General features: G+C 67.1%; 14 protein-coding genes. 12 read left to right on the top strand and 2 right to left on the bottom strand.

The genetic code is table 11. The annotated features are described in order from the left end of the window. Window positions 1–8: 8 nt before the first annotated feature. Window positions 9–422 (bottom strand): globin, encoded by a 414-nt coding sequence (locus BEMPMBAN_RS29250; RefSeq protein ID WP_159234965.1) that lies wholly within the window; start codon window positions 420–422, stop codon window positions 9–11. A gap of 175 nt (window positions 423–597) precedes the next feature. Here BEMPMBAN_RS29250 and BEMPMBAN_RS29245 point away from each other — a divergent pair, with 175 nt between their 5' ends. The 6 genes from BEMPMBAN_RS29245 to BEMPMBAN_RS29220 all read left to right on the top strand — a co-directional run bounded on the left by BEMPMBAN_RS29245 (window position 598) and on the right by BEMPMBAN_RS29220 (window position 4,201). Further along, the gene (locus BEMPMBAN_RS29245; protein ID WP_159234964.1) at window positions 598–1,257 is read left to right on the top strand and encodes an HNH endonuclease; all 660 of its coding nucleotides are present in this window, start codon (window positions 598–600) and stop codon (window positions 1,255–1,257) included. Window positions 1,258–1,282: 25 nt separating this feature from the next. Then, a complete protein-coding gene (ctaJ, locus tag BEMPMBAN_RS29240; protein WP_234897762.1) occupies window positions 1,283–1,516 on the top strand; it encodes an aa3-type cytochrome oxidase subunit CtaJ in 234 nt (77 codons plus the stop codon). After that, window positions 1,503–1,979: a DUF5130 domain-containing protein gene (locus BEMPMBAN_RS29235; protein WP_159234963.1), complete on the top strand. Its 477-nt coding sequence runs from the start codon at window positions 1,503–1,505 to the stop codon at window positions 1,977–1,979. The genes ctaJ and BEMPMBAN_RS29235 overlap by 14 nt, the downstream gene beginning before the upstream one ends. A 214-nt stretch (window positions 1,980–2,193) precedes the next feature. After that, a complete protein-coding gene (locus tag BEMPMBAN_RS29230) occupies window positions 2,194–3,303 on the top strand; it encodes an EspA/EspE family type VII secretion system effector (RefSeq protein WP_234897761.1) in 1,110 nt (369 codons plus the stop codon). After that, complete coding sequence (locus tag BEMPMBAN_RS29225; RefSeq protein WP_159234961.1) at window positions 3,300–3,788, top strand: hypothetical protein; 489 nt, start codon at window positions 3,300–3,302, stop codon at window positions 3,786–3,788. Before BEMPMBAN_RS29230 ends, BEMPMBAN_RS29225 begins: the two co-directional genes overlap by 4 nt. A gap of 134 nt (window positions 3,789–3,922) precedes the next feature. Then, a complete protein-coding gene (locus BEMPMBAN_RS29220) occupies window positions 3,923–4,201 on the top strand; it encodes a hypothetical protein (protein WP_159234960.1) in 279 nt (92 codons plus the stop codon). Between the two features lie 89 nt (window positions 4,202–4,290). Here the strand turns inward: BEMPMBAN_RS29220 and pepN are convergent, their stop codons facing one another. Beyond that, the gene (gene pepN, locus BEMPMBAN_RS29215; RefSeq protein ID WP_159234959.1) at window positions 4,291–6,876 is read right to left on the bottom strand and encodes an aminopeptidase N; all 2,586 of its coding nucleotides are present in this window, start codon (window positions 6,874–6,876) and stop codon (window positions 4,291–4,293) included. Between the two features lie 101 nt (window positions 6,877–6,977). Here pepN and BEMPMBAN_RS29210 point away from each other — a divergent pair, with 101 nt between their 5' ends. The 6 genes from BEMPMBAN_RS29210 to BEMPMBAN_RS29185 all read left to right on the top strand — a co-directional run bounded on the left by BEMPMBAN_RS29210 (window position 6,978) and on the right by BEMPMBAN_RS29185 (window position 11,802). After that, complete coding sequence (locus BEMPMBAN_RS29210; protein ID WP_159234958.1) at window positions 6,978–7,598, top strand: mycothiol-dependent nitroreductase Rv2466c family protein; 621 nt, start codon at window positions 6,978–6,980, stop codon at window positions 7,596–7,598. A 75-nt stretch (window positions 7,599–7,673) separates the two neighbouring features. Further along, window positions 7,674–9,068: a purine-cytosine permease family protein gene (locus tag BEMPMBAN_RS29205; RefSeq protein ID WP_159234957.1), complete on the top strand. Its 1,395-nt coding sequence runs from the start codon at window positions 7,674–7,676 to the stop codon at window positions 9,066–9,068. Continuing rightward, the gene (locus BEMPMBAN_RS29200) at window positions 9,065–9,508 is read left to right on the top strand and encodes a nucleoside deaminase (RefSeq protein ID WP_159234956.1); all 444 of its coding nucleotides are present in this window, start codon (window positions 9,065–9,067) and stop codon (window positions 9,506–9,508) included. The genes BEMPMBAN_RS29205 and BEMPMBAN_RS29200 overlap by 4 nt, the downstream gene beginning before the upstream one ends. Window positions 9,509–9,517: 9 nt before the next feature. Continuing rightward, window positions 9,518–10,477: an isopenicillin N synthase family dioxygenase gene (locus BEMPMBAN_RS29195; RefSeq protein WP_159234955.1), complete on the top strand. Its 960-nt coding sequence runs from the start codon at window positions 9,518–9,520 to the stop codon at window positions 10,475–10,477. Between the two features lie 109 nt (window positions 10,478–10,586). After that, a complete protein-coding gene (locus BEMPMBAN_RS29190; RefSeq protein WP_159234954.1) occupies window positions 10,587–11,060 on the top strand; it encodes a ribose-5-phosphate isomerase in 474 nt (157 codons plus the stop codon). A gap of 52 nt (window positions 11,061–11,112) precedes the next feature. Then, entirely contained in the window at window positions 11,113–11,802 is a 690-nt protein-coding gene (locus BEMPMBAN_RS29185) for a GntR family transcriptional regulator (RefSeq protein WP_159234953.1), read from the top strand. The last annotated feature ends 2 nt before the right edge of the window (window positions 11,803–11,804 follow it).

Genomic DNA, 11,804 nt, shown 5'->3' with positions numbered 1-11,804 from the left:
TGGCGACGTCAGAACGGTGAGTTGACCATCGACTGCGCCGCCATCTCCAGATAGCCGATCAACTCCTGGCGGTGGGTGTCGTCGAGCGTCTCGGAGTCGATCTCGGCCACCGCGGTGTGCATACACCGCAACCACGCGTCACGTTCGAGGTAACCGATCCGAAACGGTGCATGACGCATCCGGAGCCGCGGATGGCCCCGTTGGTCGGAGTAGGTGCGAGGTCCGCCCCAGTACTGCTCGAGAAACATCCGCAGCCGTTCTTCGGCGCCGTCGAGATCTTCCTCCGGATAGAGCGGACGCAGGATCTCGTCCTCCCGCACCAGTTCGTAGAACTTCGCCACGATGGCGTGGAAGGTCGCATGGCCACCGACCGCGTCGTAGAACGACTGCTGCTTCTCGACTGGATTCTCTTGCACGCCCATCGTGTCCATTGTGGGCCATCACCGCCGACGGCCCGGCTTCGGACGCTTCTGGGCAGCTGCCCGAACGTCCGCAGAAGGTGCCGGTCACCCGATGTTCATCGACTGACCAGCGAACACGTCGAGAATTGCCGTGCGGTCCGGGGTGATCCATGGTGGACTGTCCGTCGGAGGACGTATGGCTCAGCGCAAGAACGGTCGCGGCCACCGGCACCGGTCCGCGGTCGGCTCATCCGGGTCGACAACAAGCACTGCCACGCGTGCGCTGCACAGCGTCGGCCCAGGTGAGGTCCACGCCGGCACCGTTCCCGAGGCGTCGATCTGGGGTCGTCGGCGGGTGCTGCTGTTGAATTCCACCTACGAGCCGCTCACGGCGTTGCCCATGCGTCGCGCCGTGATCATGCTGATGTGCGGTAAGGCCGACGTGGTGCACGACGACCCGCAGGGTCCGGTCGTCCACTCGGCCACGCGGACGATCGTGGTCCCGTCGGTGATCCGTCTTCGCACGTTCGTCCGGGTCCCCTACCGCGCTCGAGTTCCGATGACCCGGGCGGCGCTGATGCACCGCGACAGGTTCCGATGCGCATACTGCGGGGCCAAGGCCGACACCGTCGACCACGTCATCCCCCGCAGCCGCGGCGGCGCCCATTCGTGGGAGAACTGCGTCGCCGCGTGTTCGGCATGCAACCATCGCAAAGCCGACCGGTTGCTGACCGAGCTGGGATGGAAGTTGCACACCACTCCGCTGCCGCCCAAGGGGCAACATTGGCGGTTGCTCTCCAGCATCAAGGAACTCGACCCGGCGTGGGTGAGATACCTGGGTGAGGGCGCGGCCTGACCGGGCCGTGAGTTACGGTTTCGGTGTGAACACGACCGCACTGATTCACGCCAGCTTCGTGCTGGTTCCGCTGGCGCTGACGTTGATCCTGTCCCTGTTCATCTTCACCAAGAAGGGGCCGCATCCCGCGACCTTCGATATGTCGGAGAAGTGGACGCACGCCCCGATCCTGTGGGCTGCCGAAGAACCGGCCGATCACGGCCACGGTGGCCACGATGCACATCTGACAGTGGGAGGTGGCGCAAGTGGCAAGTGGTGACGTCGCGACCGTCGGGTCGAAAGAACTGGCTGAGCTGCCCTACGGCTACGCCGTCACGTCCAGCGGACGCCTCTCGGGTGTCACCGAACCGGGCGAGCTGTCGGTGCACTACCCGTTTCCGACGAAGGACCTGGTGATCCTCGACAACGCGCTGAAGTTCGGTTCGCGCGCCGCCCGGGCGCGCTTTGCGGTCTACATCGGTGACCTCGGCGCGGACACCGCGGCCACCGCGCGTGAGCTGCTGGCCAAGGTGCCGACCCCCGACAACGCGGTGCTGCTTGCGGTGTCGCCGGACCAGAAGGCCATCGAGGTGGTCTACGGGTCACAGGTCAAGGGCCGCGGCATCGAGGAGACCGCCCCGCTCGGAGTGTCTGCCGCCGCCGCCTCATTCAAAGAGGGCAACCTGATCGACGGGCTGATCAGCGGCGTGCGGGTGCTCTCGGCCGGCGTCTCGCCACACTGACGCTCGACCTCCGCCGCGAAATAGCGTTCCGGGCTGTGATTCACCCGGGGATCGCGACCGTGGCTTCACTTTCGACGGCGACGTAGCTCTCGACGGCGACGTAGCTCTCGACGGCGACGTAGCTCTCGACGGTGACGTAGTTGGTGCGCGGACCGGTATCTCGGCGACCTTAAACTGGACTGCGAGCCGGTGAGGGGAGGTTCGAGCATTGGGCGTGCTCGACGCATTCATGGCGGTATGGACCAAGGCGCGCGCCACCTTCGGCGAGGGCCTTCCGCAGGACGGATCCGCGTTCGACGAGAGTGCGACGCTGTTGCGGTTGCAGTCCGAGATGCGGGCCGCCAAGCCCGGAGAACGTTGGCAGGGCCCGGCGTCGGACGCCTACGCGGTCGCCAGCAACCGGCACGCGGGTGTTCTCGGGGGAGCGGCGCATCTCGATCGACGTTTACGCGCTGAGGTCGACAGGTCGGCTGCGGTGGTGGCCGCGGGGCGGCGTGACCTCGACTCGGTGCGTGAGTGGGTGACGAACGCCGCCGCGACGGTGCCGCAGACCCCGCAGGGCGAGCGGATGCTCTACCCGGTGGTGAGCAAAGGCAGCGGTGAGGTCGTCGAGATCTTGCAACGTTCGCACACGGATATGGCCAGGATCGCCGGACGCATTCACGGCATCGGCTCCGAATACCAGGCGCTGGGCGGTGAGCTGAAACTCGGGACCGGAGACGAAACTGCGGCCGGTGACGGTCCCGTCACTGCCGTCGGCGACGAGAACTCGCCATGGGCCTACCCGTTCGATCCGCCGCCGCCGCCCGATTCCGCGCCCGGCGGCGGCCGATGGGAGCTCGGCCAGGCCTACCCACCGGGCCCGAACGGTGGCCCTCCGATGGGGCCGATCCCGGCGCCGGCGCCCTGGCATCGCAGTATCGATCCGCCGGTGGTGGGGGGTACCACGGCACTGCAGGACGTCGTCTCACCACCGCCCAATGGTTGGGGTGAAGGTCCGCCCGTAGTCGTGAAGGAGGCTTACCGGTTCCGGGTGACCGGGGAGGGATTCAACAACGGCGCCGGCCATGTGCGCTGGGTACAACGTGACGGGTCCTGGTATCAGGCGCAGTGGATCACCCACGACATCGAGGCGGAACACCTATACCACTTCGAGAGCAAGATGCCGTTCACGAAGGGGTTCAACGACTGGGATCCTATTGACATCAAGGACATCTACCGGCTGCAGGCGGACAATCCACGACTCACCCTCTACGTCCCGGATCCGTCGGGCAGCGTTCTCGAACTCGACCCTGATCGACCTACGGTGTCACGGTCGCGATGAACTCCACCGAGCCGCAGAGGTCCGCACGGGTGCGCTGGATATGGATCGCGAGTGCCGCGGTTGCCACTGTGGCGGCCATCCTGGTGGTCATGTGGCTCATCCCTGAGCCAGCGTCCGCGGAGAGAGAGGCGGACTGTGCGGTGGTGGAAGGTGCTGCCCGCCAATGGCAGGCTGCAGCAGAATCGTTGACTCCGACTCAGGGCGCCACGTTGCCGAGTGATCCACAATCGATTGTCGAGCAGTACACCGAGATGGCGATGCTGGTTCATACCGCGGCTGATTCCGTTTCGACACCCGAGATCGAGCAGCACCTCACCGATTGGGCGGACGCGGCCGACCGGTTGGCGATGTCCGAACGCGTGGACGCTAGTAGCCCGGAACCGCCGGAGACGATCGAGGAGATGCTCGAGATAGCCAGGCCGATAGATGAGGCCGCAGGCGCCCTCGGCGAACTCTGCCCGAACATGCCCTCGGCGCAACAGTGAGGGCATCCCGACTGATCGCGCTGATTTGTTGTGCCGCGTTCCCCGTGACAACGACGTCATGTGGCGGTGAGTCGGGATCGGCGAGCTCGACTGATTGTGATGTCGTCGCCGGCCTCGTCCCAGAGTTCCTGGCCATGGACGGGCGAGACGCCGTGGGCGGCCTCGTCACAGCGCGATTTGCCGACAGGGTGCGAGCGGCCGCGCAGTCGGTATCGGGCTCGCAGGTGCGGGACGAGCTGAACACCTGGGCGGACGGATTCGGCCTGTTGGCGGATCTCCAGCGTCGCGGTGCGACAGCACCGGCCGGGGTCATCGAGGATCGCAACCGGGTCCTCGAGGCGGGGGATGCCATCTACGGAACGGCTGCTGCATTGCGGCGCACCTGCCCGGACGCCTGGCCGGCCGGGCATTGAGCCGACCCTCGGCGCCGACGAGCGCGCGTTCACGCACACTGCTGAGCGGCGTGTCGCCGTGCAGACCCGCGCGCTCGCGCGGAAGGAAACTAGCCCGCGTCGAATTCCCTTGCTCGCAGCGAACGTTCGACCCCTGCACGACCCTCCAGGACCAACCTGCGAAGTGCCGGCGGTACGTCGGGGTCGGCGAGGAACCGGTCGGCGGCGTCCAACGCGTCCTGGCTGATGTCCCACGACGGGTACAACCCGATGACGACGGTCTGGGCGACCTCGCTCGAACGCCGCTCCCACACACCGGAGATGGTCTCGAAGTACTTCGCCCGGAACGGTGCCAGCAGCTCGCCCTGACCAGGCCGGACGAACCCGCCGATGATGGCCCGCGCCGTGATGTTGGCCAGCGTGTCATCCTCGACGACCTGCTGCCAGGCGGACTCCTTGACCGATGCCTGTGGCCGCGCGGCCGCGGCGGCGGCGGCTTGGCGACGCCCGGCGGCGGTGGGATCGTTCTTGGCCTCGGCATCGATGAACGGGGTCTCCGGGCCGCCGGCATCGAGGTTGCCGCTGGCGGCCAGCGCGGTCACGATGCGCCACCGCAGGTCGGTGTCGAGCACCAGACCCGCCATGTTCACCGCTGCGGGCTCGTTGTCCAGCAGCGTCGACAGCACCGCGACATGGTTGGGGGAGAGCACCGAGGTGCACAGCGCGTTGACGAACGCCAGCTGGTGGTCCGAACCGGGTGCCGACTCGCGCGCCAGGTCCAGCAGCGCGTCGCCGAAGGCGGGCCAGCCGTTGGCGGCCGCCCAGCCCGGGTCGGCGTAGGAACTCAGCGCCGTCTGAGCCTGCAGGATCAGGCGCTGTGCCACTCCCACCTCGGACTCGGCATGCAACCCGCTCATCACGAGTGCGACGAAGTCACGGGCGCGTAGCTCGGCGTCGCGGGTCATCTCCCACGCCGCCGACCACGCCAGGGTGCGGGGGAGCGGCTCGGCGATGTCGGCGATGCGGGTCAGCACTGTCTGCAACGACTCCGGATCCAACCGCAGTGAGCAGTAGGTCAGGTCATCGTCGTTGACCAGGACCATCTTCCCCCGCGAAACACCCTGCAGTGCCGGGACTTCGGTGGTCTCGCCTTCGACGTCGAGCTCCTCGCGGTGCACCCGCACCAACTTGCCCGACTCGTCCTGGTCGTAGACGCCGACCGCCAGACGGTGCACCCGCGTCTCACCCGCACCCGGTTTGGCGCCGCCCTGATCGATGGCGAACCGGGTGAACCTACCGTCGTCGTCGACGTCGAAGTCCGGACGCAACGTGTTCAGCCCCGTGGTCTTGAGCCACTGCCGGCCCCAGCCCGACAGGTCGCGGCCCGACGACTTCTCCAACGCGCCAAGCAGATCACCGAACGTCGCGTTGCCGAACGCGTGGTCGCGGAAGTAGTCCCGCAGCCCGGCGAGAAACGACTCTAGGCCGACGTAGGCGACCAGCTGCTTGAGCACGCTGGCACCCTTGGCGTAGGTGATGCCGTCGAAGTTCACCTCGACGGCGTGCAGGTCGGGGATGTCGGCGGCCACCGGATGGGTGGACGGCAGCTGATCCTGGCGATACGCCCAGGATTTCTCGACGTTGGCGAACGTTGTCCAGGCCTGCTTGTACTCGGTGGCCTCGGCCTGGCACAGCACCGAGGCGAACGTCGCGAACGACTCGTTGAGCCACAGATCGTCCCACCACTGCATGGTCACCAGATCGCCGAACCACATGTGGGCCATCTCGTGCAGGACTGTTTCGGCCCGCCGTTCGTAGGATGCCCGCGTCACCTTCGACCGGAAGACGTAGTCCTCGAGGAAGGTCACGGCCCCGGCGTTCTCCATCGCCCCGGCGTTGAACTCCGGGACGAACAGCTGGTCGTACTTGCCGAAGGCGTACGGAGTGCCGAAGTTGTCGTGGTAGAAGGCGAATCCCTGCTTGGTCTCGGTGAACAGCCGGTCGTGGTCCATGTACTCGGCCAGGGACTTGCGGCAGAAGAGGCCGAGCGGGATCTCGCCGTGAGCATCGGAGTACACGTCATCCCAGCGCGCGTACGGTCCGGCGATCAGCGCGACCAGATAGGTGCTCATCCGCGGGGTGGCCGCGAAGGTGTGCCGCCTGGCCCCGCCGAGCTGCTGGGCGGTGACGGTGGCGCCGTTGGAGATGACCTCCCAGTGCGCCGCAGCGGTGACGGTGACGTGGAAGACAGCCTTGAGATCGGGCTGGTCGAAGCAGGCGAACATCCGCTTGGCGTCGGCGGTTTCGAACTGCGAATACAGGTAGACCTCGTCGTCGACGGGGTCGACGAAGCGGTGCAGGCCTTCCCCGGTGTTCGAGTAGCGGCAGTCCGCGTCCACCACCAGGACGTTGCGTTCGGCCAGGCCGGTGAGCAGGATGCCGGTGGACTCGTCGTAGCCCGAGACGTCGACCTCCGTGCCGTTGAGCGTGGCGCTGCGGATCTGCTCCGCGGCGAGGTCGATGTAGGTGTCTGCGCCGGCGAGTGCGTCGAACTCGACGGTGGTCAGCGAACGGAACGTGCGCTCGCCGGGCTTGCCGGCGCCGTCGGTGAGATCCAGGGCGATGTGATAGCTGTCCACGGTGACGAGGGCGGCGCGCTCGGCAGCCTGGTCGCGGGTCAGATTAGGAAGGGCCACGCTCGTCAACACTAGCCTGAACACGGGAAGACAGGTCGAGTGTCAGTGGTTGTGCCGTGGGGACGTCTGTCACAGCTTCGTCATCGAGGAGAGGACCACATATGTCAGAGAAGGCCCGCGCCGATTTCTGGTTCGACCCGCTGTGCCCGTGGTGTTGGATCACCTCGCGCTGGATCCTGGAGGTGGAGAAGGTCCGCGACATAGACGTCCGGTTCCACGTGATGAGCCTGGCGGTGCTCAACGAGGGCAGGGACCTGCCCGAGGAGTACCGCGAAGCGATGAAGACGGCATGGGGTCCGGTGCGGGTCGCGATCGCCGCCGAGCAGGCCAAAGGCGCCGACGTGCTCGGACCGCTCTACACCGCGATGGGGACGCGGATCCACAACAACAGCTATCGGGACTTCGACAGTGATTTCAGTCAGGTGATCAAGGAGTCCCTCGAAGAGGCCGGGCTTCCGGCCGAGCTGGCAGAGGCGGCGACATCCACGGACTACGACGCCGCGCTGCGCGAAAGCCACCATGCCGGCATGGACGCGGTCGGCGACGATGTGGGCACGCCGACCATCCACGTCAACGGCGTGGCGTTCTTCGGGCCGGTGTTGTCGCGGATCCCGCGGGGCGAGGAGGCGGGCAAGTTGTGGGACGCGTCGGTGACCTTCGCGTCCTACCCGCACTTCTGGGAGCTGAAGCGGAGTCGCACCGAGGACCCCAGTTTCGACTGACCGGTCACTCCGCGGCGGGCAAATGTTTCCGCGTTGTTGACTCGAGTTGCGCAGCGCCCCTTCGGGGGTGACGGTATGGCGATGACTGTCGCCGACCGCACCGAGGGCGCCTACCGTGACCGGATCGTCGCAGTAGAACCCGGCGGCAACGAATACATCGCCGAGGCCGACCGCCACGGTGAGCCCCGGCAGCTGTTCTGGACCTGGACCTCACCCAATCTCGAGTTCGCGACGATCTTCGTCGGGATGCTCGCAGTGCTCGCGTTCGGCATGACGTTCTGGCAGGCGGTCCTCGGCATCGTCATCGGAACCGGGCTCGGTGCGGTCGCACACTTCTTCCTGTCGGCACGTGGACCGCTGCACGGTGTGCCCCAAATGGTCTTGGGCCGACTGCCGTTCGGGTTCAAGGGCAATGCCGTGCCCGCGGTGCTGATGTCGGTGACCGCCGGCGTCGGCTGGTTCGCCACCAACAGTGTCAGCGGTGCGTTCGCGCTGTCGACGCTGTTCGGGTTCGCTCCGCTGGTCGGGCTGATCGTGATCGTGCTGGCACAGACTGCGCTGGCGTTCTTCGGGCACAACCTGGTGCAGGCGTTCGAGCGGTACTCGTTCCCGGTGCTGGCCGTCGTGTTCGTCGCGGCGTCGGTGGCGATCTTCGCGCACGCCGACATCGGTAACACTGCGCCCAGCGCCGAAGGGGTCGGCGGGATGGGCGGGTTCCTGCTCACCGTCGGCACCTCGTTCGGGTACGCGGCCGGCTGGACCCCGTACGCTGCGGATTTCACCCGGTACCTGCCGGCCGCGGTCTCACCCGCGCGCACCGGGTTTTTCGCCGCTGCAGGCCTTTTCACTGCATGCGTGGTGCTCGAGGTAGTGGGTGCGGCGTCGGTGACGACCGGGGAGGCCACGCTGGCGGACCCGACGGGGTCGTTCACCGCCGAACTGGCCTCGCCGCTGGCGAAGGCGACGCTGCTGGCCATCGCCGTCGGCGCGGTCGCCGCCAACGCGATCAACGTCTACTCCGGTGCGATGGCCTTCGTCACCATCGGGATCAAGCTGCCCGCGCACGTGGCACGGGCAGTGGTTACGGTGTTCTTCGGGGTGGCCGGATTCCTGGTGGCGTGGTGGGCGTTGCCCGACGCCGCACACAGCTACGAGGCGTTCCTGCTGATCATCGCCTACTGGGTGGGACCGTGGTTGGGCGTGGTGTTCGCCGACCAGTACCTGCGCCGCGGCCGACCGGTCGCGCATCTGCTCTACGATCGCGCGTACGTCAACTGGGGAGGGTTGGCCGCGTTCGTGATCGGGCTGGTGGTGTCGGTGGGGCTGTTCGCCAACCAGGAGTTGCTCGTCGGCGCGGTCGCGGCCGCGGTGCCCGAACTCGGCGATGTGACTTTCTTTGTCGGGTTCCTGCTCGCCGGGGCGGCATACTTGCTTCTGTGTCGCTCCAAGATCGCCGCCGAGAAGGTATGAGCTCTGCACTCGACATGCTCGACGTCGCCGTCGAGGAGGCGCGAAAAGGGTTGTCAGAAGGCGGTATCCCGATCGGCGCCGCGCTGTTCTCGGCGGAGGGTGCCGTGCTCGGCCGTGGACACAACCGGCGCGTCCAACTCGACGATCCGTCCATCCACGCCGAGACCGACGCGTTCCGCGACGCCGGCCGACAGCGCGGTTACCGGTCGACGGTGATGGTGACCACGCTCTCGCCCTGCTGGTATTGCAGCGGGTTGGTCCGGCAGTTCAACATCGGCGCCGTGGTGATCGGAGAGAGCCGGACCTTCACCGGCGGTCACGATTGGCTGGCCGAGAACGGGGTGTCGGTCACCCTGCTCGACGACGATCGTTGTGTAACGCTGATGCGGGAGTTCATCGCGACCAACCCGGACCTGTGGGCGGAGGACATCGGTGAGTGAGGTTGGTCGGTGAATGCCATTGCAACCATCGATCTTTCACGTTGGCGCGAAGGGGGGCGTCGGGCAGACGAGCTTGCAGCCGAGGTGGACGCGGGTCTGCAACGCGCGGGTTTCATCCTGGTCCGCGGTCACGGGGTGGGCCCGGCGCTGACGAGTGGCGTTCGGGCTGCAGCTCGCGAGTTCTTCGCCCAGCCGGAGCACGTCAAGGCCGGCTACTCGGTCGCCGTGGGTGGACACGGCTGGCTGGCCCCCGGGGCGGAGGCCAACGCCTATGCCGAGGGCACGGAGACCCCGCCGGACCTCAAGGAGAGCTTCAGCCTGGGCGCCGAGACCGCGACGGGCGACGTCGACGTCGACCGGGTCTGGTTCGCGCCCAACGTCTGGCCGGCCGAGGTGCCCTCACTGGAGCGGTTGGTGACCGAGTACACCGCCCGGATGCGGTCCGTTGCCGACGAACTGCTGGCGTTGTTCGCGCACGCGCTCGGTCTGCCCGTGAATCCGTTCACGGCGATGGCGAGCATGCCGACGTGGACGATGAACATCAATCACTATCCACCGGTCAGCGTGGTGGGCGAGCCGGAACCCGGTCAGTTCCGCATCGGACCGCACACCGACTTCGGGACGGTCACCATCCTGGACCGTGAGCCGGGCGCCGGCGGGTTGCAGGTGTACTCCGAGGAGGCGGGTTGGCAGGACGCGCCCTATGACCCCGACGCCCTGACGGTGAACATCGGCGATCTCCTGGAGTACTGGAGCGGGCGGCGCTGGCCCTCGGGCCGGCATCGGGTGCTGCCGCCGCAGCCGCATGCCCCAGAAGAAGATCTGGTGTCGCTCATCTATTTCTACGAGGCCAACCACGACGCGGTCGTCACACCGCTCGAGCCGCCCGTCGGCAAGGTGTCCGGCTTGCGCCCGGTCACGTCGGCGGCGTTCATCAAGGAGCGGCTCGACGCCATCACCGTGGGCTGACACGCAGATGTCGCGCCCCGCGAGCGTGACGAGAATGCCCACATCTGGCGGCGTGGTGCTGCACAAGCGCGCGCGCCCGCGGGGCAGAGGGCGAATGTAGGGTGTCCGCATGCGCGTCTACCTCGGGGCCGACCACGCCGGACTAGAGCTCAAGCAGGTCATCATCGAGCATCTGAAGGCTGCCGGGCACGAACCGGTCGACTGTGGTGCCTTCAGCTACGACGCCGAAGACGACTACCCGGCGTTCTGCATCGCCGCGGCAGAGAAGACGGTGGCTGACCCGGGCAGCCTGGGCATCGTGCTCGGCGGCTCCGGCAACGGAGAGCAGATCGCGGCCAACAAGGTGCCCGGTGCCCGATGCGCCCTGGCGTGGAGCACGACGACCGCGTCGCTGGCCCGCGAGCACAACAACGCACAACTGATCGGCATCGGCGGCCGGATGCACACCACCGACGAGGCGTTGGCGATCGTGGACGCATTCCTGGCCACCAAGTGGTCAGAGGCGCCGCGTCATCAGCGCCGGATCGACATCCTCGCCGAATTCGAGCGCACCCACGTCGCACCGCCGGTGCCCGGCGCCTGAACCGGGCATACCGCCTCGTATACACTGCTGGATACACGGTGGTGAGAGGCGTATGAGCGATAGCGGAAGCCTGGCAGATCGCGTCTTCGTGGCGCTGCGCGACGACCTGATGTGGGGACGTTTGAGGCCCACCGACCGGCTCGCCGAGAACACCCTCGCGGAGCGCTACCAGGTGTCGCGAACCCCGGTGCGTGAAGCGTTGGCTCGCCTGCTCTCCGACGGGCTCATCGAACGCCGCGATCGCGGTTTCTACCCCTACCGGCCCCGCGTGGATGATCTCGAAGATCTCTACGAACTACGAATCACCTTGGAGCTGCGAGGAATACAGCGACTCGAGGACGCTGACGGCCGCCGCCACGACCCGAGCATCCTCGAACCCGAACTGGAGAGATGGCGCGAGTTCCGTAAGACGCCGCCAGTTCCGGACGCCGGGATCGTCAAGGAGGACGAGCAGTTTCACCTGCGGCTGCTGTCCTCGTCGGGAAATGAGGCATTGGTGACGGCCCTGGAATCGGTGAACGCCCGGATCCGGCCGATGCGGATGTTCGACTACCTCACCGAAGACCGGGTGCTGGCGACGATCGACGAGCACATCGATATCACCGAGCGGGTGCTCGACGGGGATCTGCGCGACGCCCGCGGGCTGCTGCACGCGCACATCGAGGGTTCTCGCCGAGTGGTGATCGCGCGGGCCCGCGAGGCCATGGCGATGTTCGACGTCGTCATGGCCCTGCGGGACTAAGC

The sequence above is a fragment of the Mycolicibacterium austroafricanum genome, from assembly GCF_902705885.1.
GTDB classification, from domain to species: Bacteria; Actinomycetota; Actinomycetes; order Mycobacteriales; family Mycobacteriaceae; genus Mycobacterium; species Mycobacterium vanbaalenii_A.
Note: the sequence above shows the minus strand (reverse complement) of the source record. Positions and strands in the feature narration are given on the sequence as shown.